The sequence below is a fragment of the Acidipropionibacterium virtanenii genome, from assembly GCF_003325455.1.
Classification (GTDB): Bacteria; Actinomycetota; Actinomycetes; order Propionibacteriales; family Propionibacteriaceae; genus Acidipropionibacterium; species Acidipropionibacterium virtanenii.
This window is the reverse complement of the sequence record NZ_CP025198.1, coordinates 1,824,074-1,838,890: the sequence shown is the minus strand read 5'-3', so window position 1 is coordinate 1,838,890 and position 14,817 is coordinate 1,824,074. Positions and strand designations below refer to the sequence as shown.

Annotated in this window: 7 protein-coding genes, 1 tRNA gene and 1 pseudogene; 1 reads left to right on the top strand and 8 read right to left on the bottom strand. The window is 63.9% G+C overall.

Going from position 1 to position 14,817, the window contains the following annotated elements; genetic code table 11:
- Window positions 1-104: 104 nt before the first annotated feature.
- The 4 genes and pseudogenes from JS278_RS08390 to JS278_RS08375 form a co-directional block, all read right to left on the bottom strand.
- A pseudogene (locus tag JS278_RS08390) lies at window positions 105-317 on the bottom strand (transposase); the annotation flags it as partial.
- A 48-nt stretch (window positions 318-365) separates the two neighbouring features.
- Window positions 366-1,502, bottom strand: coding sequence for an ISAs1 family transposase (locus JS278_RS16385; RefSeq protein ID WP_245935063.1), 1,137 nt, complete (start codon window positions 1,500-1,502; stop codon window positions 366-368).
- A gap of 94 nt (window positions 1,503-1,596) precedes the next feature.
- Window positions 1,597-3,831: a hypothetical protein gene (locus JS278_RS08380; protein WP_220149946.1), complete on the bottom strand. Its 2,235-nt coding sequence runs from the start codon at window positions 3,829-3,831 to the stop codon at window positions 1,597-1,599.
- A gap of 33 nt (window positions 3,832-3,864) precedes the next feature.
- Complete coding sequence (locus tag JS278_RS08375) at window positions 3,865-5,145, bottom strand: recombinase family protein (RefSeq protein ID WP_114044781.1); 1,281 nt, start codon at window positions 5,143-5,145, stop codon at window positions 3,865-3,867.
- Window positions 5,146-5,228: 83 nt separating this feature from the next.
- Here JS278_RS08375 and JS278_RS08370 point away from each other — a divergent pair, with 83 nt between their 5' ends.
- Window positions 5,229-6,395, top strand: a complete 1,167-nt coding sequence (locus tag JS278_RS08370; RefSeq protein WP_114044780.1) for a type IIL restriction-modification enzyme MmeI — start codon at window positions 5,229-5,231, stop codon at window positions 6,393-6,395.
- 35 nt (window positions 6,396-6,430) lie between these two features.
- On the opposite strand, the gene JS278_RS08365 is transcribed toward JS278_RS08370, so the two are convergent.
- The 4 genes from JS278_RS08365 to JS278_RS08350 all read right to left on the bottom strand — a co-directional run bounded on the left by JS278_RS08365 (window position 6,431) and on the right by JS278_RS08350 (window position 14,774).
- On the bottom strand, window positions 6,431-10,501 hold the full coding sequence (locus tag JS278_RS08365; protein WP_114044779.1) for a DNA methyltransferase: 4,071 nt from the start codon (window positions 10,499-10,501) through the stop codon (window positions 6,431-6,433).
- Window positions 10,501-13,686, bottom strand: coding sequence for a DISARM system SNF2-like helicase DrmD (gene drmD / locus JS278_RS08360; protein ID WP_220149945.1), 3,186 nt, complete (start codon window positions 13,684-13,686; stop codon window positions 10,501-10,503). The genes JS278_RS08365 and drmD overlap by 1 nt, the downstream gene beginning before the upstream one ends.
- A 159-nt stretch (window positions 13,687-13,845) precedes the next feature.
- Window positions 13,846-13,919, bottom strand: a tRNA-Pro gene (locus tag JS278_RS08355).
- 72 nt (window positions 13,920-13,991) lie between these two features.
- Complete coding sequence (locus JS278_RS08350) at window positions 13,992-14,774, bottom strand: NUDIX domain-containing protein (protein WP_114044778.1); 783 nt, start codon at window positions 14,772-14,774, stop codon at window positions 13,992-13,994.
- Between the last annotated feature and the right edge of the window lie 43 nt (window positions 14,775-14,817).

Here is a 14,817-nt window from a genome sequence, read left to right as displayed (position 1 = left end):
ATGATCAGGTCGGGCGGGCGAAGCCGGGGGACGTCCTGGATGGTGACCGCCGGGTAGGCAGGGCCCCGGAAAAGTCGCGTCTCCTCCCTGTGGTGTTGTTGTGTTCAGAGTGTGAGGAGCATGTTGCAAGTGGCGAGTGGGTCCCAGGCGGCCTGACGGGTGGCTTGGGCCATGTTGGTGGCCCCGGTCAGCCGGTGGATGCTGATGGCCAGGTTGCGCAGGCTGGCCATCACGTGCGGGCCCTGGCCGGTACGGATCTGGCTGCGGTCCTCGTCGAACGTGACGTCGCGGACCCAATGGAGCCGGTTCTCCACGCCCCCAGGGCCCCGGAAAAGTCGCGTCTCCTCCCTGTGGTGTTGTTGTGTTCAGAGTGTGAGGAGCATGTTGCAAGTGGCGAGTGGGTCCCAGGCGGCCTGACGGGTGGCTTGGGCCATGTTGGTGGCCCCGGTCAGCCGGTGGATGCTGATGGCCAGGTTGCGCAGGCTGGCCATCACGTGCGGGCCCTGGCCGGTACGGATCTGGCTGCGGTCCTCGTCGAACGTGACGTCGCGGACCCAATGGAGCCGGTTCTCCACGCCCCAGTGACCCCGGATCCAGGTCGTGATCCGGGCCGGGGAGGCGGCCGGCAGCCTTGCGGAGGTGATCAGGTAGACCACCTCGACGGTCTTCTTGCCGCCCCTGGTGGAGATCCGGCGCAGCTGGGCGATCTGGGAGGCGCCGGGGAACCCCAGATCGCGGGGGGCCTGGATCACCTTCAAGCTCCGCCGTGTGCGGCGACCGTGGAGCTTCTCCACGCTCACGTGGCCGACGGGAACGTGCTTCCAGGGCTGGCCGGCCAGTCTCCTCAACAGGGTGGGCTGGTTGGACTTGACGGTGAACACGTAGTCCGCCCCGGCGGCCAGGATCGCGGTCGCGGAGGCGGTCTGGGTGTGCAGCGCGTCGGCGGTGATCACCGCCCCGGCGGCCCGAGAGCCCAGGGCGGCGATCATGGCGGGCAGGGCGGGGATCTCGTTGGACTTGGCCTGGACCTCCTCCTGGGCCACGACCGTGCCGGAGGCGTGGTCGAGGCCGGCGACCAGATGGCGGGCCCGCTGGGTGGTTGAGCGGGAGCCCCGCAGTGTCTTGCCGTCGACCGCGATGACCCGGCGCCCCTCGACGGTGGTGGTGCGGGTCCAGGCGTACAGGCACAACTCGGCGTCCAGCATCGCGGCGTCGATGCGCGCGAAGAGTTTGCGCAGGGTGGATTCGCCGGGGGCCGATCTCAGCCCGAACTCCTCCAGCGCCGCGGCGGTCAGTCTGGCGGCCCATTCGCCGGTGGCGGTGAATCCCCGGCAGCCGGCCATCGCCGCTGAGACCGCGACCAGAAGCAGTCCTGGCAAGGGGTATCGCTTGCCGCGGGGTTTGCGGGGGTCGGGGATACGGGCCAGGTGATCGGCCAGCCGGGCATCGGGTGGGGGCGTGTCAAGGGTGCGTGCAGACACTGCGCTGGGAGAGGATGGCATCGCGGGCGGGGTCCTTATGGCTGGACGGGTTGTAGGAGTACTTCCATCCAATCCATGGCGGCCTCGCCCGCCCACCAGACACGCCGAACCTGGCTCAACCCCTAGTCACAGCACACACGACCGACTTTTCCGGAGCCCTGGCCGGGTAGGGGTTGGCCGCATTGTGGTTGTGCCTGGTACCGTCGCACGCCTTGTAGTCCGGGTGGACGTAACCGTGTCTGCCGCAGCGCCGTCGGACATACCCGAAAAGCGACCCGGCCTCTCCCTCGCGAGCGAGACGTGCGAACTTGTCGACGGTGGCGATCACGAATGCCGGAGTCAGACGGTAGATCTCCTCGTCCACCGTCAGGATCGGCAGGCCTTCCGGCACTCCCCCGCCCTTGGCGAACTCACACCGCCCCAACTCATCGCCGCAATACACGAAGACCCTTCGCACAGTGGGGTCCGCTCGCACCTGCGCCGCACTGATCGGAGTGCCGCACCAGGGGCAGCGCTGCACCTGCAGCACCGTGAGGTTGTGCGCCTTCCCGTACTCGTTCGCCTTGGCCAGCTGTTCACTGGCCTCCTCGAAGCGTTTGGGACTCACGCCGGTTCCCACCCACAAGCCGATCCGGAACGGCTCGGACCCCCACGTCGCCTCATCCGCCCGCCTCGCCAACTCTGCAGCGCACATCAGCGCTGTCGCGCGCTGGAACTGCTGGGATGTCAGCAGCCGCAGTGTGTACCTCATCAGTACCGCGACCCCGTCACGACCGTCCAGCGGCCCGTCTGTCGACTCGACGACCCCTTGTCGACGCCGGATCGCGAACGCATAGGCCGCCAGCCCTAGATAGGCCTCAGTCTTGCCGCCGCCGGTCGGGAAGAACAGCAGTTCCACCCGCGCCAGATGGTCCGCGCTACGAACTGCCAGTGTCGGATCAGTAAGCGCCGGGAGCTGCATCAGAATGAAAGCCAGCTGGAACGGACGCCACGACGCAGCGGCCGGACCGCGGCCTGCCACCTCGGCTCGAGCGGCCTCGATCGACATCGACGGATCCGAAGCGCGCAAGGTCGCCACCTGGGACGCCACGCGCTGGTCCCGCATCACCTGATTCATGAACTGGAAGCATCTCAAGGCCTCGGGGTCGGATGCGATATGCTCCACGCCCCCGGCGAGACGCTTGTGCGCGGCGCGCGCCTCCCACACCACCCCGTCGGCTGTCTCCCGCAGGTGCTTCGGTAGCCTCTGAGAGACAGCGTCCTGCTCATCGAGCCACGCACCGTAGCCCGTGACCAGCGGCTTGAGTGCATTCCGCAGGTCATTGGGAGACATCGTCGCTAGAGCCGCCATCGACAGTTGCGCGCCCTCCACGGGGCGAGCCCTTGTCTGCGGAGTTTCAGCCACGGGAAGCCACGTCGTCCACAACGCCGAAGCTCTCCGAGCGCCTGGCTCCGCATCCCATCCGACGGAGCAGGTCCGTCCGATCGCGAACTCAAGCCGGTTCATGTACTGCAGATCAAGCCGCCGCACCTCGAGGTCATGCTCGGGCCAGTGCTGTTTCAGCACATCCCGCACCGGCAGAAAAACCGCAGCCCCGTTCGCTTCGACGTGGAGTTTCGTCTGGAACATCCACATCGACAATGGGATCGGCATCGGTGTCTCCCGGTCATTGCACAACGCGATCTCCACCAGACACCGGCTGAACTGTGGGTCGTCATAGCGGTCGATCCTCAGGCATACCGCATCCACCAATGGGACGGTCAACGTGACGCCGGGCTCAAGTTCAGCGAGCCGGATCTCTCGGGTCAGCTCCACCGGCGTGCGCCGGAAGTGCCGAACTCTCCGCCCGGCCTTTGTCACCTCGTCGGTCTCGACCGAGGCGTAGGTACCCCAGGACGCCGTCACCCTGAAGGAATCGAGATCCGTCGGCACCTGAAACCGAAGGCCCATGGAGGCCGGCACCATCAGGCCAACCTTCGGCGCCCGATCCTCCGCGTCATCATCCTCCGCGTCGGCTAAGTCCTCATCAGCGCTGGGTGCCGGCACACCAGGCGTGTCCGACGTGGCCATCTCGTCGGTACGCACCTCCAAGACATCCTCACGCTCGTTGGGCTCACCCTCCCCAGCGGCCGACACCCCAGTCAGTTTCACTGGCGCGATCAGCCCCACCAAGTAATGCGCACGGGGGCTAAACGAAAGTACCTCTTCGGGCCCGTGGATCGGGCCAAGAAGCTCACGCTCCAAGATATCGACGAGGTTCTCCCGAACTGCGACCGATGATCCGTCAAGGTCAAAATCGAGATCATATGACGCTTGAACCCCACCCGAACTCATCGTTCTCCCAGTCATAGCGCCCAGTCTGCCGCACCTGACCGACAAAGATCAGGTGGACTGGCTCTCCCCGTGCCAGGAGAGTAGGACCCGATCCTCATCGAAGTATCGACCGACCACCCCGCGCCGGATTCGAAGGCTTGCCAGCTGCGACACCAGGACGGTGCGCCGCGCGGTGTCGTCGTGTCCGGCTCTCGCCCATGCCTCCTCCACCGTCAGGCCATCGACTTCCTCAGTCCCGCGCTCCGCCAGGAGCCGATCGATGAGGTATGCGTCGAGAGCTGTCCGCCCAATCGTCTGGCGACACTTCGGGCAGTACAGCATCGAGCGCTTCTGGTTCGTGCCTCGGCACAGGAACACGTCACACTCGACGCAACGAGCCACTCGAGAGAGGAAGGGGCTGGTGGACTGTCGCTCAGCCCGCTTCCGAGCCTGAGGCACTGTACGGGAGTCCAGCATGTCTTGAAGAGCCGCGAACTCATCGACGTGCAGGATCGCGAGCGCCTCATTGACCACGGGCTCCCCGTGCTCGTCACGCAGGACCGAGAATGGGTCGACGCGCTTGGCGCTTTTCGGACGACCAGGATTGCGCGGGGTCATCCCGGCAAGTACTGGGTTCCTCAGGAGCCCATCAACGGTCTGCCGGTTCCAGTCGATGCTCCCGGACACCCGCTCGGTCTTCCGGGCAGGGAGTGGCGCGCCGCTCTTGGTCAACCAGGTCGCGATGGCGTTCACGGTCTGTCCAGTCAATGCCCGACTGACCACCTGAGCGAGCCATTCGACCCGTTCGGGATCCTTCTCAAGGACTCGTCCCGGGCCGTTGGGGTTGGCGACTGATCGATACCCATACGGAATCCCACCGCCGGGCCAACGGCCATCCTTGAGGATCTGCGCCCTGGCGGCACGGACGCGAGCCCGGATCGCCTCTGCCTCCATCTCGCCAAAGACGGCAAGCATGACTGCGAATGCACGACCCTGCGGACTCGTCATGTCAATGGGGTCGTCCACTGCGACAAGGCCAGCGCCGCGACTCTGAAGGGTTTCATCAGCATGGAGGAAGTCGAGCACGCGCCGGGCGAGCCGATCGACCTTCCAGATGATCACCGCGTCGAACTCCCCTGCTGCGAGCAGCGCTCTCCAGCCGTGGCGGTCCTCGGGTCGACTGGCGGTGGCGGACACCCCGTCGTCGACGAACTCACCGACGACTGCCCAGCCACGGGCCTCCGCATGGCGACGACAGGACTGGAGCTGCCGAGCGATCGAGACTGACTCTTCTTTGGTGACACTGAGCCGGGCGTACAGGACACAGCGACCAGATTGATTGAGCTTCATGGTGTAATCACATCTGATTGCCCGGAAGAGCGACCTCACTCTTGCAGAGGAATGGCACCCTCGGTCTGATCGCGACCAACACCGTGGCTCAGGGCGACACCCGGGAGGTCGGGCTGGACGCGATGGTCGCCGACGGGTTCACGATCACGAGGGCGATCCAGAGCCGGTCGTGGCCGGCAGCAAGCGCCAACCTCGAGTACGCGGCAGTGTGGGGAGCTCTCGGTCTTGTGGCCGAGGAGGTATCGCGCGTTGCCGACGATGCTCCAGTCCGTCGCATCAGTACGTTGCTTGAAGCGCAAGGTCGCACCGAAGGTAACCCCATGCGGCTGACTGATAACACTGGCATCGCCTTCCAAGGCTGCATCGTCTTGGGGATGGGGTTCGTGGTGGAGCCGGAGGAGGCGGAAGACTGGATTGTCGCCGATGCCCGCAACGCTGAAGTACTGTTCCCATACCTCAACGGCGAGGACCTCAACCAACGGCCCGATGCCTCGCCGTCGCGATGGGTGATCGACTTCAACAACCGTTCCGAGGCGGAGGCCGCGAGCTATGCCCTGCCCTTCATGCGAGTCTCCGAACAAGTGAAGCCTGAGCGAGTACATAACAAGCGAAAGCCCCGGCGTGACTACTGGTGGCAATTCGCCGAACGAGCCGCTGGCATGCGCAAGGCGATCGCCCATTTGCCGGAGATGTTGGTCCTCGCTCAAGTCAGCAATACTGCGCAACCAGTGTTCATCCCGACGGGAATCGTTCCGAGTCACAAGATCGTGGTTTTTGCCTCCGATAGCAGAACCCTATTTGCCTTACTATCCTCGTCTGTACACTATTTCTGGGCTCGCAAGTATTCAGGAGCAATGAAGAATGACCTGAGCTACTCTCCTTCGGACGTATTCCTCACATTCCCACGACCCGCATCAACCGATCGGCTGCGACTGGCTGGATGCGCTCTGGATAACGAGCGCCGCGAGATAATGACTCGCAGAAACCTTGGGCTCACTGCCCTGTATCACCTTGTCCATGATTCGAATGTAACTGGTGATGCCGACGTTTCCCGAATCCGCGATCTCCATTTAGAGATCGATGAGGCATCGATTGAGGCGTACGGATGGGACGCGCCCCTTCATTATGGTTTTCACACATACCGGCAGGTTCGTCGGTGGAGCCCTGATGCCAATAGTCGTGTCAATCTGCTCGACATGCTGCTGGAAGAGAACCACGCGCGGGCGAAGTCAGTACAGAAGGGCGAGTGACATGCCAGAGGGGACTTCCCCGAGTGATGAGGCCATCAGTCCTGTGTCCGGCTCGCGTCGACGACACTCGAGCGAGACAGCATCGCTTCAGGATGTACCGCACGCATGAGGTTCTCATCAAGAAGCCGCTCGAGAAGCTCGACGCGCGCTGCTGGAGCCACAGTCCAGCGCCTCATCTTTCGGAAAGTGTGGAAGCCATGGCCGAGTTGGATGTCCACCCATCCATATGCATCTGTTACGGCGCGGTCAAGTTCGGCATGCAGCTCACGCATGCACGTGACGTCGGGGTCGTCGAAATCGCTCAATCTCGGGTCATTTACCATATTATAGAGCTTTGTTGAACCGAGTCCTCGTCTCCACATAATCTCGCGTCGTTGGAAATCGAGCTTCCGGCCGAACTCCGTGAGAGACTGCATGTTTCCAGGACGGGGGAACGTCTCAAATACGTCCGACGGTGTATAGCGTGGGTCGTTGCGCATGCCAGAACCATACGTTATTGCCCACAACTGGTGGAGACTCGACGATAGGACTGCCTGAAAAGCATAGCTGCTCGATGCAAAGACAACACAGGCTTCGCTAGGGATCAGGCCTGTCGATACTCGAAGGGGCATGACGGTCTTGCTGACGCGCGCGATGACCAACATCTCCGGCAAATGGGCGATCGCCTTGCGCATCGCTGGACTACGCCGGCCAAACTTCCACCAGTTTCGCGCCCTGTCATCGGCAGTCGAGTTCCGACCTCGCAGCTTCTCTCGTTCTGGTCGTACCAGCTCTCTGACTCGCGCGAAGGGCAGGGCATAGCTCGCAGCCTCCGCCTCGGAATGGTTGTTGAAGTCGATCACCCATCGCGACGGCGAGGCATCGGGCCGTTGGTTGAGGTCCTCGCCGTTGAGGTATGGGAACAGTACTTCAGCGTTGCGGGCATCGGCGGCAATCCAGTCTTCCGCCTCCTCCGGCTCCACCACGAACCCCATCCCCAAGACGATGCAGCCTTGGAAGGCGATGCCAGTGTTATCAGTCAGCCGCATGGGGTTACCTTCGGTGCGACCTTGCGCTTCAAGCAACGTACTGATGCGACGGACTGGAGCATCGTCGGCAACGCGCGATACCTCCTCGGCCACAAGACCGAGAGCTCCCCACACTGCCGCGTACTCGAGGTTGGCGCTTGCTGCCGGCCACGACCGGCTCTGGATCGCCCTCGTGATCGTGAACCCGTCGGCGACCATCGCGTCCAGCCCGACCTCCCGGGTGTCGCCCTGAGCCACGGTGTTGGTCGCGATCAGACCGAGGGTGCCATTCCTCTGCAAGAGTGAGGTCGCACGCAAGAAGAAGTAGGCGACGAGATCCGCACTCCCGCGACGTCCATCCGCCAACACATTCACAAACCAGTCCCGCACCGACGTCCCCATAGCGCCCGTGAGCTTCTGACCACCGAGGAAAGGCGGGTTGCCGATGATGGCGTCGAACCCACCATGGCCCACCATCACATCGGCCGCTTCGATCACCCAGTGCAGGGGTTGCCAGCGTCGGTAGTCCGTGTCGACGCTGGGCGTCAGGCCGTTGTCGATCGTGGTGTCCAGCCAGCTCGAATCAGCCGTCTCTCCATGAGGTCCGGGGTAGGCCCGTTTGGCGGCGACGCGAAGGTCCTGGTAGGCGGCGTCGAGCGCGCGCCCCGGCTTTCCACCAAGCGGGAGACCTACTGCGATGACACCGTCTGCGAGCTTACGCAGATCAGCCGTGACATCGCGCAACTGCTTGAGTTGACGTCGTTTGGCGGAGTTCGAACGGACCGGGTCGGCGTCGTCGACCGGCGAGGCGAGATTCTCGCGCAAGGTGACTGCGCGGTTGATGATCGAGTCCACGTCCACGTCGAACATGTCGAACATGTGTTGGCTGGGTGCCTTCAATGGGTCGATGTGAAGCGACCGCAGCTGTTTGAAGTCTGTGAGTCCGAGGAGGGAGTTGCCGAGAAACACCTTGTCATCAACGAAGGAGAACGGCAGGTTGGGGTCCAGGGACACCAGCCAGAGCGACAGCTTGCACATCTCGACGGCCATGTCATTGATGTCGGCGCCGTACAGGCAACTCGAGACCACCTGTCGGATGGCGCGCGTTCGGAGGTTTTTCCGCTGAGTGTTGGCCGGGTCCTCGCTGATCCACGCCTCGACGACCCGGTCGGCGAGGTAGCGGGCTGCCGCCACCAAGAAGGCTCCGGAGCCGCATGCGATGTCGGCCACCTTCAGCTCGAGCAACTCGTCCGAAGACTTCAGCTTCCAGGCCGACTCGTCTGCGGTCTGATGCGGGCCAGGTGCGTAGCACAGGGGCTGGAGAGCATGGAGCACCACTTCTTCGGCGAGTGAGCGCGGCGTGTAGTGGGCACCGGAGTTCTTTCGGGACGGGGTCTCCTTCACCAGCAGACCGCCTGCCGGGACCACGAACGGGTACTGTCGGAGGTCTCTCCGTATCAGTCCAAGCCATGGTTTGATGCGGTCTCGCAGCTCGTAGTCGTCCCCCACCACCTGGGTGAGCGCACTGACGGCAGTGGCATCAGGTTCAGCTTTGATGGCCTTCGCAATGGCTGAGCTCGACGATGGTGTCGCCGATGGTTGATCAGTCTTCACCCACTCCCGGATAGCAGCTGCGAGCTTCTTGGGATCCGGGTTGGCACCTGCCAGTGCTTCAAGCTCGGCGAGCGGGATCTCAGGTTCTGAGCCACTCTTGCCGAGCAGCCCAAGGTAGGTCTCGTCGACGGTCGTGCATGTGTAACCGAGGAGGCCCTCGTAGATGTAGCCGATCTGCTCCACGTCGATGTCTCGAAAAGAGATCCGGCGGGCTTCACCTTTGACGTGTGCAATCTGGACCGACCGCAGGATATGCAGCATCACCCGATCGGGAACCGTGACAGCCAGGCTGCCCTGCTCAGTCGTCGCAGTGAGAAACGGGAACCGGTCGGGGTCGAACAGCGAGCCACCATAGGCCGGCATGCGCAGGTTCTCGAAGGAGGCACCGGCGAAAAGCGCGCGGCTGGTGGAGAGCAGGCGGTGCCAGGCGCGGGAGGTGGCGTCGAGCGACTCCTCCCCTTCGTTGATCTCTCGGGAGGCGAGCTTGTCGAGGACGCCGGCCATACCGTAGCCCTGCTCAAACAGTTCTCCGGCGGGCAGCAGGCCGCGTTCCTCGGCGAACAGCAGGAACACCGTACGCATCATCACGGTGACTGCTGCCTCATATATGTCATGGGTTCGACCCGGTAGCGGACTGGGCATGCCACGGCGTTTCGCATCGGCTGCTGATTCGGAGAAGGACTGGATCAGCAGTTCAACGGCCCGTCGCACCTGGGCGCCCAGAGCCTCGGTGATCTCTTCGGACTCGGCAACTGAGTCAGCGAAAAGCTTCGGAAGCCGTTCGTCCGGCTCGCCTCCGATGAGGTACTGACGCCCCAGGAGCGCGAGGAATGCGTCTCTGGTTCGCGGTTCCTCAACCCAGGTGAGGGCATCGACGATCCCGGAGGCGGCCATACGTCCTGCAGCCGCACAGACCAGACCCCACCAGCGGCCGTCGGTGACAATGCCGATCTCGACCTGGTTCTCTCGCAGGAGCGCTTCGCATCGGTCGATCGGGGTGGCAGCCCACAGATCATTGGGGGTCTGACGCAGAGAGTCTGTCGGGTCGACGACGAGGACCACGGCCGCCATCCCGTCTGCTCCAGATAGTGATGCCTGCGCCGTCACAGTCACGCTCCGGTTCGGCGACTTCACCTGGATCGCTGGTGTCGGTTGCAAGACGAGCGAGTCGTCCCACCTGATGACATCACGCAGGAGCGTCTCGATCCATTCGTCGCGGGTCACACGGTATGCGTCGAGGCGGCCATCGCCTTCCGGATCGCGGTCGAAGCTATCCCACGCCCGGACGAATTCCTTGTGGGCGGAAGTGAGCGCCTCGAAGCGGTCAGGGTGCGTGCTCCGAAAGTCAGGAATGCCGGTCGGCCAGACACGCTTCAGCGGCGGGATGGCAAGAAATGGTCCTTCGGTGTCAACCAGCTCGAGCCACTGACGGTGCATCTGCACTGCGCTTGGCGCGCGGAGATTCCTGTGTGCTGCCCGTACCATCAGTCGCTCAATCCTTTCGCATCTTCGGGGGTGAGTGCGAACACGACCGCGGCCGCCGTCGTGTGCGGCTTCACATCGATGTACCGTTCTGCAATCGCGGACAACTCGCGCGCCTCCTCGTCGTCCAATTCGTCGAGCCGTCGCTCCATCGAATCGATGTCTCGCCGACGCTGGCGTTGCTGATCATCCGGCAGCAGCATCGCGGCCTGCTCGTCCTCTACCTGGCGCAATTGCGCCAGAGACTCATGCAGGTTGGTGCGGAATGCCGCGAAGATGTCCCGAGCCCGCTGGGAATCAGCTTCCAGCCGCCGCTCCAGCTGTTCCCGGACCGCCTCGTAGCGGCGATCCGCCCGGGCCCGCATGGACTCCTCCAACCGTGCGCGCAAGGGCGCGTCCTCGCCGTTCCACAAGTTGCACAACTGGTCACGGACACCCTCACTGGCCAGCAAGAGGTTCTCCTTGTCGAGCGCTTGGTCGAGAGCGTTCTCGGCCTTCTCCTCCGCCATGGCGCGACGACCGTGCAAGCGCACACCTGCGAGGAAGACATCCTCATGGAGCCGGACACCGCCTCGACCGACGAGCACCATGCGGGTGACCGCGGCGACGAATGACTCGGCAAGATCGTTCACAACGACAGCTGTCACCCGGTTGAGTGGAGAGTCCACACTCCACAGCGACTGACGCAACAGTCGCTGAGCCTTCTGGACGATGGGGTGTCCGAGGTGGACATAGACAAGGTCGTTGCGTCCTTCGACAGCCTCCGGGGCAAAGGTGATCGGTCGAACGACTCCCGGGTTGAGGCGCGTGTCGAGTCCCTTCAATGTCGCGTACCAGCCCGGTGACAGTGTCGGGACGTCGAACACCTCCGCACCGGTGTCCTGCGCGAACTCGTAGTTCGGAATCAGGGTCGCTTGGTGGTTGATGCGCAAGGCGGTGTCGACCACGCGACGCAAGTTCGTCGGCTCCAGATGCATCTCGACCCGCGACTGGGAGTGCCCCTGTTCAAGCCGGGTCAGGCTGGCATTGAGCTCCATCCCTCCGGCGAGGGCGGAGTTGATCGCCTGGTTCGCGTCCACGCCCTTGGCCTTTGTCCGAACCGGAGCACGTCTGGCGAAGTGCTGCTGGATCTCGTCCCCGATGACCTGGTTCACCGAACCGAGGTCCTGCTCGACGTTGGCGACCTTCCGAGCTATCTGTGCCATGAATGACGAATCTGCGGCGTACGTCGACGACCCGGCATCCGGGGTGAAGTGGAAGACCTGCGGCTCGTGCCCTTGGCCGTAACGGTCAATTCGGCCGATGCGCTGCTCGAGCCGGGACGGGTTGAACGGCACGTCGAAGTTCACCAGACGATGGCAATAGTTCTGCAGATCGATACCCTCGCCAGCTGCATCGGTGGCCAGCAGGACGCGAACGCACTCCTTGGCCGGGTCTTCTGTGAACCGGGCGCGGATGAGCTCCCGATCCTCCGGGGAGGTGGAACCTTGGATGACGGCGAGAACGTGGTCGTAACCGCGTTGCCGCAGCACACGCTCGAGCCAGTCGACGGTGTGCGCATACTCCGTGAACACCACCACTCGCTCATTGCTCCAGTGCTTGCCATCAGGGCGGCACATTCCATCAAGGAACGTGAGGAGTTGCTCGAGCTTCGAGTCGGGACGGCTCTCGTAGCCGAGGGCCCAAGACGTCAACGTCTCCAACTGGCCCGGCTGAGCGGCGCTCAGTGGGTCCAAGCCCTTCGACTCCCGAAGTCGTTCAGCCTCGTCCTGCTCCCACAGACCCTCTTCCTCGTCAGCCTGTCCTTCCCCGAAGATGTCGTCGTAGTCGTCGTCGCCCAAGCCACGTCCGCCTCTGGAGCTGACGTAGCGGCTGAGGGTCTGACCGAACGCGTACGGACTGGATAGAAAGCGCTTCTTCAGCAGCATCGTCACGATGTCACCACTTGGCCGGGTCCCATTCAGTTTGGCGCTCTTCACCACGATGTCGTCAAGCAGTGCGAACATCTCCTGCTCCTCCGACGAAGGGGTGAATGGCAGTGCCGACACCACCCGCTCCTTGAAGCCCTTGTCGGCAAGATCGCTCTTGAGGCGGCGGACAGTGACATCCTTCAGCGCTCGCGAGTCGAGCAGGGCACCGCGAGAGAACCGCCGAGAGTCGATCATCTCCAGCAGCGCCGTGAACGACTCTGGGTGACCGTTGTGCGGTGTCGCCGAGAGGAACAGGCGGTGTTCGCATTTGTCAGCCAGCTGCCGCACCGCGACCGTCCGCTGGGTATCGACCGCGTATCCCCGACCACCGGCGACTGCCGACGGACTTGCCGGCGCCACGTGATGCGCCTCGTCCACCACGAGGATGTCGAACGCGAACCGCTTGGCCACTTTCGGGTTGCTCGCCTGGGCATAGACATCGCGGAGCATGCGCTGTGCACGGGCCTGCGGGAGCCAGGCCATGCTGACGATCACTCGCGGGAACATCTGGAACGGGTTGGCATGAAGCCCGTGGGTGCGACGGATCTGGGCCATCAGCTCGCTGTTCACGATCGTGAAGCCGAGACCGAATTTGTCGCGCATCTCGTCCTGCCACTTCAGGGCCAGGCTTGGTGGGCACACGATGATCGCCGTACGGGCTCGATGTCTCAGAAGCAGCTCCTGGATCACCAGGCCGGCCTCGATGGTCTTGCCCAGGCCGACGTCATCAGCCAACAGCAGGTTCGTACGTGGGGCGCTCAGCGCCCGGCGAAGTGGTTCGAGCTGATACGCCTCGACATTGGCACCCGACCAGAACGGAGCCTGGTACTTATTCGGGTCGGCGCTGGTCACAGCACCCCACCGCATCGCGTCGACGAAGCCGACAAGGGCCGTCGGGTCATCGAACTGACCCGGGTGAATGGTCTGGGGCAGGCCCTGGGCCGGGCTGACCGACTGCCCTACCTCAAGCTCCCAGACCACCGACAGCTGCTCGCCCAGTCGGTCCTCGTCCAGCGATTGAAGATCAACGACGTGGGAGAGTTCCGCGGTAGCCTCATCGGCTGGACTGCGCGGAAGACCCTGTGCCTGCACATTCGTGACCGCCCACGTAGAGCCACGAACCTCAACAACCTGGCCCGGCTCCGGAAGCGGCGGGATCTCGTTCACTCCGATGCGATCCTTGACCTCGGAATCCGCGACGGTCTCAATATCTGTCACAGGCTGACCATATCGTGACGATCACAGCTGGACCCGCAACGATTCGAAATTGCGGCAGCTGGGTCCAAAGCAGATTCAACTGGTCTCAATCGACCCGCATTGACAGGCGCTCAACCACAAACGGAGCCTCCCGCATTTCTGCGAAAGGCTCCGTATCTGTCGGGCTGACAGGATTTGAACCTGCGACCCCCTGACCCCCAGTCAGGTGCGCTACCAAGCTGCGCTACAGCCCGATGGGCCGCGCTGCGACCCGAGAAAGAACACTAGCGTAACCCGCCGTCAGGGTACAAACCGGAGGCGGCGTCTCACAGCCAGCTGCCGAACCACTCTCCAGGATTGACCCGTGCACCGGCCTCGACCAGCTGGGCACCGGCCGCCTCGTCGTCGCCGACCACCGTCAGATACGGGTTGCGCGCCGCCTCGACGAGCCCCCGGGCGAGGGCCTCCTGCGGATCGGCCACTCGCACGATCTCGGGGAACCACCGCTCCTCCTGGAGCCCCAGCTCGCCAGCCGGCACGCCCGCCCGTTCGACGGCCTCAATGAGATCCTTGTCGGTGACGCTGGAGACATCGACCATCAGCACCGGCCTCACCTCCAGCAGTGCCCTCAGTCTGGGCCAGGAGCCGGCGAAGCCCGGGTGCAGCTCGTAGCCGTCCACCTCGTCGAGCGGCACCCATCGCAGCCCCAGGCTCTCCCGGTCCGAGATCACCGGTTCGAAGGGTTCGATGACGTCTGCCACCAGCGTTGAATAGGTCCACACCTGCTTGTCGAGGACGCTCATCAGCCTCGGGCGCACCGCGTCGCGCGGCACGCCAGCCTCCTCCCCCGACTCCCGCAGCGCCCCCGCGAAGGCCGATTCGCCCTGGTGGCGCGCCCCGCCTGGAATTCCCCAGGTGCCGCCGTAGTGGCTCCATCCGACCCGGTGCTGGAGCAGCACGCCGCGCCGCGGATCGACGGCCAGCAGGCCGGCGGCCCCGAATCTGCCCCAGTACTTCTGCCCCGAGTCGGCGACGACCCAGGCGTCCCCCGGATCTCTGGGACCGAAGGGACGTCTGGGTTCGCCGTGGCCGGGAGACAGGATTCGCACTCTCCCAGCCTTCCACGCCGCGATCACCTGGCGATGGCCGCGG

Coding starts and splice junctions, on each gene's coding strand:
- JS278_RS08365 (WP_114044779.1), bottom strand. CDS start 10,501: ATGGTACGGGCAGCACACAGGAATCTCCGCGCGCCAAGCGCAGTGCAG.
- JS278_RS08380 (WP_220149946.1), bottom strand. CDS start 3,831: ATGACTGGGAGAACGATGAGTTCGGGTGGGGTTCAAGCGTCATATGAT.
- JS278_RS08375 (WP_114044781.1), bottom strand. CDS start 5,145: ATGAAGCTCAATCAATCTGGTCGCTGTGTCCTGTACGCCCGGCTCAGT.
- JS278_RS16385 (WP_245935063.1), bottom strand. CDS start 1,502: ATGCCATCCTCTCCCAGCGCAGTGTCTGCACGCACCCTTGACACGCCC.